Origin of the sequence: Streptomyces sp. NPDC006879, from assembly GCF_042869595.1 — a bacterium.
Taxonomy (GTDB): Bacteria; Actinomycetota; Actinomycetes; order Streptomycetales; family Streptomycetaceae; genus Streptomyces.
Genome location: NZ_JBIAGC010000046.1, coordinates 1 through 14,287 on the forward strand (window position 1 = coordinate 1; position 14,287 = coordinate 14,287).

Genomic DNA, 14,287 nt, shown 5'->3' on the forward strand with positions numbered 1-14,287 from the left:
CCGAAAGACGTCGAACTCGCCGCATAACCCCAGCAACCCCGAACCACCCCAAACCCCACACAGGCGCCTTGACGAAAGACATAGAGGCACCCCCCCCCGGGCCTCCAGGACCCACGGGACCCCCGGGACCCACAGGACCGACTGGCCCCACAGGATCTCCAGGACCCACAGGGCCGACTGGCCCCACAGGATCTCCAGGACCCACAGGACCCACAGGACCCACAGGACCGGCTGGCCCCACGGGACCCGCAGGACCCACGAACACTCGATACGTAACCGGACAGTCGGTCACGGTTGAGCCGGATGATTTGGGAATCGCGCAAGCCAGTTGCGGAGCAGACGCCGTGACCGGTGGCGGGTACACCCTCATTGGCCCATGGCCTGGAAGTCTCACCGCCCGCGCGGAAGGAACTGCACCTCACGTCTGGAATGTCACTGTCGTGAACACGACCGACGAGAATGTCCGTGTCGTCGCCCACGCGGTGTGTGCTGATTCCTCGGCATGACTCGATCCGACCCAGCCCGGGTGCGGGTGCTCCTCGACGAGCACCCGCACCCGGGGGGCGAGTCCGTGTCTGGCACCTGATTGGGCTCGCCGGCAGACGGAGGAGCCCCCGGCGCCTCAGGGCTCCACGCCTCCGCCGGCCGCCTCACCGCTCTCCGGCGCCCCCGTGGCCGTGGAGCCGCTCGCCTTCGCCTCGGCCTTGGCCCCCCGCGCGCAGTTCCCGCACTGCCCGAAGATCGCGAAATGCTTCATGTCGGTGCCGAAGTCGAAGGTGTCGCGCAGCTTCGCCGTGAAGTCGGCCGCGATCTCCACATCGGCCTCAATGACTTCCGTGCAGTCCCGACAGACCAGGTGGAGGTGGTGGTGCCGGTCCGCCAGGTGGTAGGTCGGCGCTCCGTGCCCCAGGTGGGCGTGGGACACCAGCCCCAGCTCCTCCAGCAGCTCCAGCGTCCGGTAGACGGTGGAGATGTTGACCCCGGAGGCGGTCTTGCGCACCTCGGAGAGGATCTCGTCCGGGGTGGCGTGCTCAAGGGTGTCGACGGCTTCGAGCACGAGCTGCCGTTGCGGGGTCAGCCGGTAACCGCGCTGCCGCAGGTCGCTCTTCCAGTCGGTGCTCACCACGGGGCCAGTGTAAGCGCGAGTAGGGGACCACGGGGTGTGTCCGTGATCCCCTTCGTCCGGCCGTCCCCGATCCGCCCGCCAGTCGGCCGCGCGGTCCGGGAGGGGGCTCAGCGGAAGAACGCGATGCCGTCGTCCGGGAGCTCCGGGAGATTGCGGGCCATGTTGGCCACGTCCTCCGGGGTGACGACCTTCTTGAGCTGGGCGGACATGTACGGACGCAGCTCGACCTGAGGAGTGGCCTTCTCCCCGACCCACATCAGATCGCTCTTGACGTAGCCGTAGAGCCGCTTGCCACCGCTGTACGGGCCGGAAGCGGCGGTACGCGCCACGGCGTCCGTCGCCAGGTCGATCTGCGGCTTCTGGTCGGCGAGCTCGCCGTACCAGACCTCGACCACGCCCTGGTCGCGGGTCATGACGACCTCGACCTTCCGGTCCTGGTCGATCCGCCAGAAGCCGGTCTCGGTCTCCAGCGGGCGCAGCTTGTTGCCCTCGGCGTCGAGGACCCAGGAGTGCGAGGCGTACTCCAGGAAGTCCCGGCCGTCGTGGCTGAAGACGACCTCCTGGCCGAAGTTGCACTTCTCCTCGCCCGGGAAGTCGAAGACGCCCGCGCCTTCCCAGGTGCCGAGGAGGAAGGCGAGGGGCACCAGGCCCGGATTCAGGTCGGACGGGATCTCGATCATGGGTTGCTCAGGCGATCTGTAGTGACGAGCTGGGGAAGTGATCCACGCTTCGGCGGGCGGCCGGTCAGCGCTGGCCCTGGTAGAGCTTCATCACGGCGAGACCGGTGAAGGCGAGAACGCCGACGCAGACCAGGACCAGCAGGGAGGTGAAGAGTGCCTCAAGCACGGGGTGCTCCTCGGACGATTCGGTATCGGTCGGCTCCGGGAAGGGCCGGGCCCCCAGCCTATCGGCCCGCGGCCGGACGCTCTCAGCGAGGTGTACGGCACTCGGCCGAGCGGGGCGTCACGGCGGCTGCCCGACGGGGCCGAGCGGCGGCGAAGGAGCGGGGATCACCACTCGTTGTCGCTGTCGTCGCGGCGACGCTTGCCGTCGAGCTCCTCCCACCACTCGTCGGACTTCGGATCTCCCGAGGGATCGTCCCACCAACGGTCCTCCGGGCCGCGCCGGTTGGCGATCACCGCGGCAACGGGCGGGATCACCATCGCGACGAAGCACATGGCGACGGCCGCGGGCACCGACCACAGGCGCACGAAGGACCAGGCGGAGACGAAAAGGACGATGCACCCGCCCATCATCAGGAGATAGTTGCGCCGGCGCCGGGCGTACATATCTCCAGGGTAGGTGCGAACGGCGCGGAGGGCCGCACCCCGTCCAGTGGCGTCCAACCCCTGGGGTGCGGCCCTCCGGCCGGTCTATCGGCGGTGTACCGCTCGGCTGGTCCAGCCGGTCAGACCGCGATCGCCACGTCCGTGACGCCTCCGGTCTCGGCGACGACCACGGTGCGGTCCGCCTTACGGCCGCCGGGCACCAGCGCCCGCAGGGTCCACTGGCCCTCGGCCGCGTAGAAGCGGAACTGGCCGGTCGCCGAGGTGGGCACCTCCGCGGTGAATTCGCCGGTCGAGTCCAGCAGGCGCACGTAACCACTGACGGGCGTGCCGTCCGCGGTCACCTGGCCCTGGATGGTGGTCTCACCGGGCTTGATCGTCGAGGCGTCGGGGCCGCCGACCTGTGCTCCACACATGTCTGTCCGTCCTGTCCTTGGAGTCGTGGTGCCGTCGTCGCGGCGGTTACTTGTTGGCGCCGAGCTCGATCGGCACGCCGACCAGCGAGCCGTACTCGGTCCACGAGCCGTCGTAGTTCTTGACGTTCTCGACGCCGAGCAGCTCGTGCAGCACGAACCAGGTCAGCGCGGAGCGCTCACCGATGCGGCAGTAAGCGATGGTGTCCTTCGCCAGGTCGACCTGCTCGTCGGCGTAGAGCTGCTTGAGCTCGTCGTCCGACTTGAAGGTGCCGTCGTCGTTGGCGTTCTTCGACCACGGGATGTTGCGGGCGCTCGGCACGTGGCCGGGGCGCTGGGACTGCTCCTGCGGCAGGTGCGCCGGGGCGAGCAGCTTGCCGCTGAACTCGTCGGGGGAGCGCACGTCGACCAGGTTCTGCGCACCGATCGCGGCCACGACGTCGTCACGGAACGCGCGGATGGAGGTGTTCTGCGGCTGCGCCCGGTAGGCGGTGGCGGCGCGTTCGGGTACCTCGGCGACCAGGTCGCGGGAGTCCAGCTCCCACTTCTTGCGGCCACCGTCGAGGAGGCGGACGTCCTGGTGGCCGTAGAGCTTGAAGTACCAGTAGGCGTAGGAGGCGAACCAGTTGTTGTTGCCGCCGTAGAGGACGACCGTGTCCTCGTTGCCGATGCCCTTGGCCGACAGGAGCTTCTCGAAGCCCTCCTGGTCGACGAAGTCGCGGCGGATCGGGTCCTGGAGGTCGCTCTTCCAGTCGATCCGGACGGCATTGCGGATGTGGTTCTTGTCGTAGGCGGACGTGTCCTCGTCCACCTCTACGACGACGACCTTGGGGTCGTCGAGGTGGGCCTCGACCCAGTCGGCGTCTACGAGGACGTCGCTGCGGCGGCTCATGGTGTTCTCCTCCGGGGCAGTGTGCGGCGGGGCGGTGCGGATGCTGCGGGGTTGCGTGCGCGGTGGGCGTCGGGTGCGCTCGGGAGCCTTCGCCGGACGGCGGCAGGTGCGGGGAGTGCAAGAGGCTGGTGCGGTCACGCGGGAGAGGCCGTTCGGCCTGCGGACGGGGCTGCGCGGCTGCGCGCGGCTCACATCGGGCGACAGAGCATGGCGGCGACGCGGCACAGGTCTACTGCCCGCCGCTTCGTGAGGTCCGCCTGTCGCTTCATAGCCATGGATCGTAGGGACGATCCGGGCCCGCTGTCACCGGCGTATCGGATTTTGAGACAGGATCATCCACATTACGAGATAGTGGATCTCCCCACCCCTTACGGGAGTGACCCCGGTCACCGTCGGAACGGAGGACCATCTGCCGTACGGACGGACGTGTCTCACGATGTGGGTACCGGTGAGCCGCCTCCGCCCTCCCCGGTCAGGTGCCCAGGGGGACGTCCGTACCGGCCAGCGCGGCCCGGATACCGGACGCGTCGGTGGTGAGACCCGTCAGCTTCACGCCCTCGGGCAGCCCGTGCACCGGACGGTCGAAGTCGGTGCGGGTGCGGATCAACTCCTCCAGTCCCGGTAGCCCCATCCCGGGCAGCTCCTCGGCCCGCACCCGGAAGGTGTCCGCACCGACGAGGGAGACGTCGGAGACGATGTCCTGAGAGAACTCCCGCCCCAGCAGATCGGCCGTGACCGTCAGCCGGAGCTTGCCCGGCGCACCGCCGTACCCGACGCGAACACCCTCGGGAGCCGCCTCGGTGAGGTCCTGGTAGGAGATGAGCGCGCTGCCCTCCACCTGCGCCACCTCGGCGGCCGACCAGTCCCCGCGCAACCTCACCTGGTGCCCGGTCGCCTTCAGTTCGGTGATCCGCAGGCTCCTCCCCTCAGAGGTGGTCACCGGGACCCCGCGCAGCGACAGGTCCACGGCATCCAGTCGCTTGCCGGGCAGTTGGGTCACGAAGGGGAAACCATGGATGGCCACCTCGGTGGAATCCGGCGAGCCGGTACCGAACTCGACCTGCTCGGCGGCCCGGTTCTCCGCCACCACCACCGCGAGCCGGTCCGCACCCACCAGCAGCGCGGCAAGAGCCGCCACGGCGATCAGCGGTTTGCGTACTCCGCGCATGGCTGGCCTTCCCCGACCCGTGCGGGTCTTCCTCCGGTGGTGTCCACCCCGACCCTACTGCCCGGTAGATACGAATCGGATCAGGCGACGACCCGGCCGATCAGGTACACCGCGGGCGCGGCGGCAGCCAACGGCAGCGCCACCCCGGCCGTCATGTGGACGAAGCGCGACGGGTAGTCGTACGCCGCCACGCGAAGCCCGACCAGGGCGCACACCCCGCACACCAGGCCCAGCAGCGCCCCGCCGGACCCCAGCCCCGCCAGTCCTGCGACGGCGATGCCCGCCCCGACCGCGCCGAGCAGCGAGACCACCACCGAGGCGGCCTGCGGGAGCGGCAGCGCGCGCACCACCACGGCCACGGCCACGGCGGCAGCGCCCACGGTCGCGGCCTGCGGATCGGCCGCCAGATAGCCGGTGCACAGCACCGCCAGGGCGGCCGAGGCCACCGATGCCATCAGGCCGTACACCCGCTCGTCCGGGGAGGCGTGGCTGCGCAGCTGGAGTACGAGCGTCAACAGCACCCACACGCCAAGCGTCCCCAGGATCGCGGCGGGGGCGTGCACCTGCGCGACGGCCAGCAGGGCCGCGTCCGCTACGAGCGCCCCGGCGAAAGCCAGCGCGATGCCCTGGCGGGCGGGCCACATGCCGTTGAGACGGAACCAACCCGCCGCGGTCAGCGCCTGCAGGAGCACCACCGGCACCAGCAGGGCGAACTGCCCCAGGGCAGCGGCCGAGGCCAGTAGCACGCCCAGCACGGCCGTGAGCAGGGCAGGCTGCATTCCGGGGTCGATGATCGGCGACCGACCTTCGGCCCGTGCCCGCTGGGCGTCGGTGATCCGGGTGTTGCCGAGGGTGGTGGGCGCCGAGTAGGCGGGCCCGCTCCCGCCACCCGCCGCAGGTCCGGTCCCCGGCTCGGAGTCGACGAGGTGCCGGGGCGCTTGCGCAGGCGCGTACGGCAGCGGCTGCTGGGGCAGGTGGGCCGCATCGTCGGCGGCCGGCCACGGGGCCTGCTGCTCATGACCGTTCTGCGGCTGCTGCGGGTGCTGTTGGTCGGGCCACTGGCCGTACGGTCCGGGCTGCCCCGCCACGCGCGGATCCTGGTAGACGGGCTGGTACGTGGTGTCCCAGGTCTCCGCCTGCCAGGTCTGCGTGGCGTACGGGTCCTGCGGTACGGGCCCGGGCTCCGGGGCCGAGGGGTGAGATCGCTGTGCGAACGGGTCGTACGAGGGGTCCAGCGGATCGAAACCCGGCTGCTGCGGCTCGTTGCTCATCCGGCTGCTCATCCTCCCGCGAACGGCGGCAAGACCTCGACCGTGCCGCCCTCGCTCAACCGCACGCTGTCGTGACTGCGGGTGCCCACCGGTGTCTCGTCCACCAGGAAGGAGCAGCGCATCAGCACCCGGGTCAGCTCCCCGGGGTGCCGCTCACGTACCGCGTCCAGCGCCTGCGCCAAGGTGGCGGCCCGGTACGGCTCCTCCCCGGTGCCGGCCGCGGCTTTGGCCGCGGCCCAGTAGCGGATGGTTCCCGCTGCCACAGCAGCTCCTTTCGTCGGCGCCCGTCGTTACGGATACCGTCTCCCATCATGGCGGAGGCACCCGGCCGGGCGGTGATCGTGGTGGGAACCACAGGCCGAGTCCTGCGACGACCCTCGGCGGAAGGGGCCCGGTGGGCTATTCTGCTGGGCATGAGGATCCGGGCAACGTGGCCCCCGGGTCCTTTTGTGCTTTCTGAGCGTTGAACACACTGGAAACAGTGGTGCGGAGCGGGCTCCAGGGCGCGGGGCCCGCTACGGACCACCCAGCACCGCAACTCCCCCGGGCCACGGTCCGGGGGTGCCCCCGGGACGGGACCGAGGAGGAACCGACGTGATGGGCCAGCGAACCGAGCACCACCATACGACCCCGGCAGGGGGGCGGCGATGAGCTCACTCCTGCTGCTGACCAACGCCCTGCAGCCCTCGACGGAGGTGCTCCCCGCCCTGGGCCTGCTGCTGCACAGCGTGCGGGTCGCCCCTGCCGAGGGGCCCGCCCTCGTGGACACCCCGGGGGCCGACGTCATCCTCATCGACGGCCGGCGCGACCTACCGCAGGTGCGCTCCCTGTGCCAGCTGCTGCGCTCCACCGGACCCGGCTGCCCGCTGGTCCTGGTCGTGACGGAGGGCGGCCTCGCGGCCGTCACCGCGGACTGGGGCATTGACGACGTCCTCCTGGACACCGCGGGTCCCGCCGAGGTCGAGGCCCGTCTGCGACTGGCGATGGGCCGCCAGCAGATCGGCTCCGACGACTCCCCGATGGAGATCCGCAACGGCGACCTCTCGGTGGACGAGGCGACCTACAGCGCCAAGCTCAAGGGCCGGGTGCTGGACCTCACCTTCAAGGAGTTCGAGCTCCTGAAGTACCTGGCGCAGCACCCGGGCCGGGTGTTCACCCGCGCCCAGCTGCTCCAGGAGGTCTGGGGCTACGACTACTTCGGCGGTACGCGTACGGTGGACGTGCACGTACGGCGCCTGCGCGCGAAGCTCGGCCCGGAGCACGAGTCGCTGATCGGGACGGTCCGCAACGTGGGCTACCGCTTCGTGACGCCGGAGAAGGTCGAGCGGGCCGCCGAGGAGGCGCGCTCCAAGGCCACGACGAGCGCCAAGGCGGACGTCCCCCGTTCGGAGGAAGCCCCGCGGGACGCCCAGCCTGCGGGACGCCCTGCCCAGAGGTAGCTCTCCCCGCGTAGACTGCCGGGCGTGGCCAAGGTGACGCGGGACGATGTGGCGCGACTGGCGGGTACTTCGACCGCGGTCGTGAGCTACGTCATTAACAACGGACCCCGGCCGGTCGCCCCGGCCACGCGCGAGCGTGTCCTCGCAGCGATCAAGCAGCTGGGTTACCGGCCGGACCGGGTCGCCCAGGCGATGGCGTCCCGCCGGACCGACCTCATAGGCATGATCGTCCCGGATGCGCGGCAGCCCTTCTTCGCGGAGATGGCCCATGCGGTCGAGCAGGCTGCCGCCGAGCGCGGGAAGATGGTGCTCGTCGGCAACTCCGACTACCGGGACGAACGTGAGGTGCACTACCTGCGGGCGTTCCTAGGGATGAGGGTGTCCGGGCTGATCCTGGTCAGCCAGGGCCCCAGCGAGCGGGCCGCGGCCGAGATCGAAGCCTGGGACGCCCGGGTGGTGCTGCTGCACGAGCGGCCCGAGGCGATCGATGACGTCGCGGTCGTGACGGACGACATCGGTGGTGCGCAGCTGGCCACCCGGCATCTGCTGGAGCACGGGCACGCGTACGTGGCCTGCCTCGGCGGAGTGGAGAGCACTCCGGTGGTCGGCGACCCGGTGGCCGACCACGTCGAAGGCTGGCGCCGGGCGATGCGGGAATCCGGGCGTTCGACCGAAGGGCGGCTGTTCAAGGCTCCCTACAACCGCTACGACGCCTACCAGGTCGCGCTGGAGGTACTGTCCGGCCCCGAGCGACCGCCGGCCATCTTCTGCGCCACCGACGACCAGGCGATCGGCGTGCTGCGCGCGGCCCGCGAGCTACGGATCGACGTGCCCTCACAGCTCGCGGTCGCCGGCTTCGACGACGTGAAGGAAGCCGCGCTCACCGATCCGCCGCTGACCACGGTGGCCTCCGACCGGCCGGCGATGGCGCGCGCCGCGGTGGATCTGGTGTTGGACGACGCCCTGCGGGTGACCGGGTCCCGTCGGGAGCGCCTGAAGCAGTTCCCCTCGGCGCTGGTGATCCGTCGGTCCTGTGGCTGCGAACCCCGCAACGGGGCCCTGACCGCCAGCGGTTCGCTGTCCGCGATCGCCGCTCTCTGACCGCTTCCGCCCGGGGGCGGGCCGCCTCTCGCCCCACCCCCAAGCCGTGCCTTTACATGGGGCATACAGGGTTCTGTCGGGCTTCTCAGCGAGCACTCAGGAAGCTCTCAGAATCGGTCGCGAGAGTTCGATCCATGACCGACAGCCACCGCCGCGAGGGCGGGTACCAGCAGCCGTACCAGCAGCCGTACCAGCAGCCTCAGCCGCCCTACTCGGGCGAGGGCTGGCAGCAGGCCCCGTATCCCGGCGGACCCGGCGAAGCGGGCAACTCCGGCGTCCCGGAAGGCACATATCCTCCGTCGCCGCACTATCCCCCGGCCTATCCGGAGGCGTATGCTCCGGCTACGGCCGAGGGCGAAGCAGCCCCCGGTGACGCATACGCGGGCTTCGGTTCCGCTCCCCCGAACGGCGGGCGCGGGGGCGCCAGCGGCGCCGGATGGGGCGCGAGTGAACTCGCGCCCGCCGGCGGCCCGGCCCCCGCTGCCCGCGCCAAACGCCCCGTCGCCCTGATCGCCGCCGTGGCCATCGTCGCGGCGATGATAGGCGGCGGCACCGCGACCGCCGTCCAGCAGCTCCTCGGCAACGGCAGCACGGGCACCGGAGCGAACGGCGTCACCGGGGCGAACATCTCACGGAGCAACATCGGTACCGTGGCAGGTGTCGCCCAGCAGGTGGCCCCCTCCATCGTGGAGATCAACGCCGCCACCGGCAACGGCCAGGCCACCGGCTCCGGAGTGATCATCACCAGCGGCGGCGAGATCGTCACCAACAACCACGTGGTGGCGGGGGCCTCCGAGATCCAGGTACGCACCTCGGACGGCAAGACCTACCGGGCCCAGATCGTCGGAACGGACCCCGACAAGGACCTCGCCCTGATCAAAGTGGCCGGCGCCAGCGGCTTGAAGGCCGCCGCGCTGGGCGACTCCGACAGCGTCCGGGTCGGCGAGGAAGTCGTCGCCATCGGCTCCCCCGAGGGCCTGACCGGCACCGTCACCAGCGGCATCGTCTCCGCCCTGAACCGAGACGTCACCGTCGCCAAGTCCCAGGGCCGCCAGGACGACCCCCGGCTGCAACAGTGGCAACAGGGTGGCGGCTGGCCCTTCGAGTTCGGCGGCCAGCAGTTCAACGGCGACACCGGCTCCTCGAAGACCACATACAAGGCGATCCAGACGGACGCCTCACTCAACCCCGGCAACTCGGGCGGTGCCCTCATCAACATGAACGGCGAGATCATCGGCATCAACTCGGCCATCTACTCGCCGAGCAGCGCCAGCGGATCCAGCTCCGGCGCCGGCAGCGTCGGCCTGGGCTTCGCCATCCCGGTCAACACCCTCAAGGCCGACCTCGACACCCTGCGCAACGGCGGCTGAGGGCGGCACCCACCCGACGGGGCGGCGGCCGTGCGAGGCTGGATGACCAGCCCCACAGGCCAAGCCGTTCCCCAGCGAGGAAGACCCGAGCCGATGACTCCGCCCGCCGAAGGTGACCAGCAGCGCGTCCTCATCGTCGACGACGAGCCCGCCGTCCGCGAGGCGCTCCAACGCAGCCTCGCCTTTGAGGGCTACGACACCAGGGTCGCCGTCGACGGATTCGACGCGCTGGAGCAGGCCGCCGCGTACCAGCCCGACCTGATCGTCCTGGACATCCAGATGCCCCGGATGGACGGCCTCACCGCGGCCCGGCGGCTACGCGCCGCCGGGTCCCGCACGCCCGTGCTGATGCTCACCGCCCGCGACACGGTGGGCGACCGGGTCACCGGTCTCGACGCCGGGGCGGACGACTACCTGGTCAAGCCCTTCGAGCTGGACGAACTCTTCGCCCGGATCAGGGCACTGCTGCGCCGCAGCTCCTACACCGCACCGGACCCGGCGGCGGAGGCCGGTGCCGACCCGCACACACTGGCCTTCGCCGACCTGCGGATGGACCTCGCCACCCGGGAAGTGACCCGCGGCAGGCGCCACGTGGAGCTGACCCGCACCGAGTTCACCTTGCTGGAGATGTTCCTCGCCCACCCCCGCCAGGTCCTGACGCGGGAGCAGATCCTGAAGCACGTGTGGGGCTTCGACTTCGAGCCGAGCTCCAACTCCCTCGACGTGTACGTGATGTACCTGCGCCGCAAGACCGAGGCGGGCGGGGAACCACGCCTGGTGCACACCGTGCGCGGAGTCGGCTACGTCCTGCGCGCGGGTGAGAACGGCGGCGCCGAGTGAACTCGACCGCGGCTGCGGGCGCCCCGCTGCGGCGCTTCCGGGCCCTACCGCTGCGTTCCCGGCTGGCCCTGCTGGTGGCGGTGGCCGTGGCCGTGGCCGTGGCGGCGGTGGCCACCGCGAGTTGGTTCATGGTGCGCAACCAGCTGCGCTCACAGCTCGATGCGTCCCTGCGCAACAGCACGGTCGACAACCGCTACGTCCGGATGCTGCTGAACGCCTGCGCGGACCCGAGCACGGGAGTCCCGCCGGCGCCCGGTTCGTACACCGTCCAGATCGTCACGGCCGCCGGCACCACCTGCACCTCGCCCAACGCCTCCCCGATCGAGGTCAAGCAGGAGGACCTCGACGTCGCCGCCGGCCGCCGCCTGGAGGTGCTGCACACCACCAAGGCCCGCAACGGCGCCGACATGCGGGTGCTGACCACCTTCAAGCGGGGCGTTCCGGGAATCACCCCGGACTCGGTCGCCGTCTCCCTCACCCGTCCGATGAGCGAGGTGGACGAACCCCTGTCGTCCCTCGCCTGGATCCTGCTGGTGTTCAGCGGACTGGGCGTTCTCGGCGCCGGGGCCGCCGGCCTGTGGGTTGCGCGCACCGGGCTCCGCCCCGTGGACCAACTGACCGAAGCGGTCGAGCACATCGCCCGGACCGAGGACCTGACCGTGCAGATCCCACACGAGGGGGACGACGAGATCGCCCGGCTGTCTCGGTCCTTCAACTCCATGACGGTGGCCCTCGCCTCCTCCCGGGAACGCCAGGCCCAGCTGATCGCGGACGCGGGGCACGAGCTGCGCACTCCGTTGACCTCGCTGCGCACCAACATCGAGTTGCTGGCGCGCAGCGAGGAGACCGGACGGCCCATCCCGGCCGAGGACCGCAGGGCGCTGATGGCCTCGGTCAAGGCGCAGATGACCGAACTGGCGTCGCTCATCGGCGACCTCCAGGAACTGGCCCGACCGGACGCCGCCGCCCGGGGGCCGCTGAAGGTGGTGGCGCTGCACGAGATCACCGAGAGCGCCCTGGCCAGGGCCCGGCTACGCGGCCCCGAGCTGACCATCAGTGCCGCCCTGGAACCCTGGTACGTACGGGGGGAAGCCGCCTCGCTGGAGCGGGCCGTGGTCAACGTCCTGGACAACGCGGTGAAGTTCTCCCCGCCCGGCGGCACCATCGAGGTGGCTCTACGGGCCGGCGAACTGACGGTGCGCGACCACGGCCCCGGCATCCCCGCCGAGGAACTCCCCCACGTCTTCGAACGCTTCTGGCGCTCGCCTTCGGCACGCGCCCTGCCCGGCAGCGGGCTGGGCCTTTCCATCGTGGCCCGCACGGTCCAACAGGCAGGCGGCACGGCACAGCTGTGGCCGGCCGATCCGGGACCCGGCACGGTCGCCGTACTGCGACTGCCGGGTGCGCCCACCCCGCCTCCGGACCAGCCCTGACACCCGCGCCCCGTCCCGGTGGCCGGGGCCCGAACTCCTCGTGCGCCCGCCTTCAGCCCCGGGGGTTGTGGCGCAGGAGGGAGTCGACGAGGCCGGACCGGGTGTCGGGGAAGTCCATCGGCACGATGCCCAGCCCGATGCGGCCCGCGAGTTCGGCGCCGTCGACGAAGGAGTGGACTTGGGGGTTGAGGCGGTCCGAGTTCCATCGGGGCGGGAGGTAGGCGGAGGTGCTGGTGTAGTTCACGTACAGCTTGCCGGGCTGCTGGACGGCCTTGCGGAACTGGCTCTCGATCCTGCCGCGTTTGGCGAACGGCTCGGCCATGTAGTCGTCCTGGATGTCGAAGACCGCGGGGTCGCCGTACCGCAGCCCGGGCAGCCCGCCGTTGTCGGCGAGCAGGACGACGCGGCCCCTGGCACGACCGAGCCGGGGCAGCGTGGAGTCGATGTGGAAGAGGGGGCGCCAGCCGCGGTGGTCGAGGTAGTCATCGAAGATCGCCCGGAACTCGGCGTCGCTGTTGGTGGAGTACTCCTGTCTCACCCTCATCAGCACGGTCTCGGCCGGGTGTGCGGAAAGGAAGTCCCAGCAGGCCAGGAGCACGTCCCCGAACATCTGGCGCTGGTAGAAGGAGCCGTGGTGGATGGCGAGGGAGCCGCCGGTGACCCGACAGCGAATGTCGAGGAAGCGGATGCCTCCGTTGAGCTGTTCGGTGATCGACTGGTTCTGGCAGGCCACGTAGAGCCCGTCGTACCGCGCCCCGGAGTCGTGCGTGCCCGGGATGGTCAGTTGCTGGAGGGGTGTGCCATCAGGGAGGGCGGCCATCCATTCCCGCGCCGCCGTGGCTCTGGCGGGCGCCGCGCCGAGTCCCAGGGCGCCAGCCGCCGCCACCGCTCCCACCAGAAGGCCGCGCCGGTCCAGTGCCATGGTTGTCCCCCGGTCTCACCTCGGATTGATTCGTGTCGTGAGCATGCCATGAGCCCGAGGGAGCTGCGCCGACGTTCACCACACCCCCACAACCGACCGCCCCATGCCCGACACTGTCACCGACCAGCACGCGCAGAACCAGAGCGCAGAGCCCTGCCCCACCTCACCCGAGGGAGCGGATCCATGACCCAAAGCCAGCCCATACGCTCGGAGTTGACCCTCCAACACGGCCGCCGCCTGTCCTACCTGCAATTCGGCGCACCGGGCAGCGGGCGCCCGTTACTCGCCCTCCACGGCCACCTCTCGGAGGGAGCCTCCTTCACCCATCTCGCTACCGCCCTCGGCCCGGACTGGCAGGTCATCGCACCCGACCAGCGAGGCCACGGAGACTCCGACCGGGCCGCCGACTACAGCCGGGCCGGATACGTCAGCGATCTCGTCGCGCTCCTCGAACACCTCGCCCTCGACGTTCCCCCGCCCGTACTCGGGCACTCCCTGGGCGGCATCAACGCCTACTACCTCGCCGCCGAACACCCCGGCCTGGTCAGCGCACTGATCAACGTGGACGCCCCGGTGGACATTCCGCACAGCGAGCCCAGCCCGATGGCCTTCCTCGCCGACTTCCCCTACACCGCGCCCACCCGAGCCGAACTGCTCGCCGCCTGCGCCCCGATCGCCCCGATGGTCGAGCACACCCTGCGCCCGCTGCCGGACGGCTCCGGCTGGCGGCTGCCCTCCCACCCGAAGGACATGCTCGACTCCGAACGCCAGGTCCCGGGCGACCACTGGAAACAATGGTCGGGCAGCGACTGCCCGGCCCTGCTGATCCACGGCGCCCACAGCCAGGTGCTCTCCGAGGAACAGGCCCGGGCCATGGTCCAGCGCCGGCCGGTCACCTCGGCACGCCGCCTGGAGACGGACCACTTCGTACAGATGCAGGACCCGCGGGGCTTCGAGCGGGCCGTGCGGGAGTTCCTGACAGCGCTGTAAACGCCGAGGGGGCGGCGGGCCCCGCCGGGCCCGCCG

The 14,287-nt window shown here is 70.9% G+C and carries 16 protein-coding genes; 6 read left to right on the forward strand and 10 right to left on the reverse strand.

What is annotated here, in order from left to right; genetic code table 11:
* Positions 1–622: 622 nt before the first annotated feature.
* The 9 genes from ACFYMC_RS25055 to ACFYMC_RS25095 all read right to left on the reverse strand — a co-directional run bounded on the left by ACFYMC_RS25055 (position 623) and on the right by ACFYMC_RS25095 (position 6,419).
* Complete coding sequence (locus tag ACFYMC_RS25055; RefSeq protein ID WP_388529092.1) at positions 623–1,126, reverse strand: Fur family transcriptional regulator; 504 nt, start codon at positions 1,124–1,126, stop codon at positions 623–625.
* 107 nt (positions 1,127–1,233) lie between these two features.
* Positions 1,234–1,806 (reverse strand): FABP family protein, encoded by a 573-nt coding sequence (locus tag ACFYMC_RS25060; RefSeq protein WP_388529094.1) that lies wholly within the window; start codon positions 1,804–1,806, stop codon positions 1,234–1,236.
* 330 nt (positions 1,807–2,136) lie between these two features.
* Positions 2,137–2,415 (reverse strand): DUF3099 domain-containing protein, encoded by a 279-nt coding sequence (locus ACFYMC_RS25065; protein WP_388529096.1) that lies wholly within the window; start codon positions 2,413–2,415, stop codon positions 2,137–2,139.
* A gap of 119 nt (positions 2,416–2,534) precedes the next feature.
* Complete coding sequence (locus tag ACFYMC_RS25070) at positions 2,535–2,828, reverse strand: DUF1416 domain-containing protein (RefSeq protein ID WP_388529098.1); 294 nt, start codon at positions 2,826–2,828, stop codon at positions 2,535–2,537.
* A gap of 46 nt (positions 2,829–2,874) precedes the next feature.
* Entirely contained in the window at positions 2,875–3,717 is an 843-nt protein-coding gene (locus ACFYMC_RS25075; protein ID WP_388529100.1) for a sulfurtransferase, read from the reverse strand.
* 188 nt (positions 3,718–3,905) lie between these two features.
* Positions 3,906–3,992, reverse strand: a complete 87-nt coding sequence (locus tag ACFYMC_RS25080) for a putative leader peptide (protein ID WP_388529157.1) — start codon at positions 3,990–3,992, stop codon at positions 3,906–3,908.
* Positions 3,993–4,189: 197 nt separating this feature from the next.
* Positions 4,190–4,885, reverse strand: coding sequence for a DUF2993 domain-containing protein (locus ACFYMC_RS25085; protein ID WP_388529101.1), 696 nt, complete (start codon positions 4,883–4,885; stop codon positions 4,190–4,192).
* An 80-nt stretch (positions 4,886–4,965) separates the two neighbouring features.
* The gene (locus tag ACFYMC_RS25090) at positions 4,966–6,156 is read right to left on the reverse strand and encodes a hypothetical protein (protein ID WP_388529103.1); all 1,191 of its coding nucleotides are present in this window, start codon (positions 6,154–6,156) and stop codon (positions 4,966–4,968) included.
* A gap of 8 nt (positions 6,157–6,164) precedes the next feature.
* On the reverse strand, positions 6,165–6,419 hold the full coding sequence (locus tag ACFYMC_RS25095; RefSeq protein WP_388529104.1) for a MoaD/ThiS family protein: 255 nt from the start codon (positions 6,417–6,419) through the stop codon (positions 6,165–6,167).
* Positions 6,420–6,803: 384 nt separating this feature from the next.
* Here ACFYMC_RS25095 and ACFYMC_RS25100 point away from each other — a divergent pair, with 384 nt between their 5' ends.
* From ACFYMC_RS25100 to ACFYMC_RS25120, 5 genes are all read left to right on the forward strand, one after another.
* On the forward strand, positions 6,804–7,595 hold the full coding sequence (locus ACFYMC_RS25100; RefSeq protein ID WP_388529106.1) for a winged-helix domain-containing protein: 792 nt from the start codon (positions 6,804–6,806) through the stop codon (positions 7,593–7,595).
* A gap of 24 nt (positions 7,596–7,619) precedes the next feature.
* Positions 7,620–8,696, forward strand: a complete 1,077-nt coding sequence (locus ACFYMC_RS25105; protein ID WP_388529107.1) for a LacI family DNA-binding transcriptional regulator — start codon at positions 7,620–7,622, stop codon at positions 8,694–8,696.
* Between the two features lie 134 nt (positions 8,697–8,830).
* Positions 8,831–10,066, forward strand: a complete 1,236-nt coding sequence (locus ACFYMC_RS25110) for a S1C family serine protease (RefSeq protein WP_388529109.1) — start codon at positions 8,831–8,833, stop codon at positions 10,064–10,066.
* Positions 10,067–10,159: 93 nt separating this feature from the next.
* A complete protein-coding gene (locus ACFYMC_RS25115; RefSeq protein ID WP_388529111.1) occupies positions 10,160–10,906 on the forward strand; it encodes a response regulator transcription factor in 747 nt (248 codons plus the stop codon).
* On the forward strand, positions 10,903–12,339 hold the full coding sequence (locus tag ACFYMC_RS25120) for a sensor histidine kinase (protein ID WP_388529113.1): 1,437 nt from the start codon (positions 10,903–10,905) through the stop codon (positions 12,337–12,339). Before ACFYMC_RS25115 ends, ACFYMC_RS25120 begins: the two co-directional genes overlap by 4 nt.
* A gap of 52 nt (positions 12,340–12,391) precedes the next feature.
* Here the strand turns inward: ACFYMC_RS25120 and ACFYMC_RS25125 are convergent, their stop codons facing one another.
* Positions 12,392–13,261, reverse strand: a complete 870-nt coding sequence (locus tag ACFYMC_RS25125; protein WP_388529115.1) for a phosphatidylinositol-specific phospholipase C — start codon at positions 13,259–13,261, stop codon at positions 12,392–12,394.
* A 183-nt stretch (positions 13,262–13,444) separates the two neighbouring features.
* On the opposite strand from ACFYMC_RS25125, the gene ACFYMC_RS25130 reads away from it, so the two are divergent.
* Complete coding sequence (locus ACFYMC_RS25130; RefSeq protein WP_388529117.1) at positions 13,445–14,251, forward strand: alpha/beta fold hydrolase; 807 nt, start codon at positions 13,445–13,447, stop codon at positions 14,249–14,251.
* The last annotated feature ends 36 nt before the right edge of the window (positions 14,252–14,287 follow it).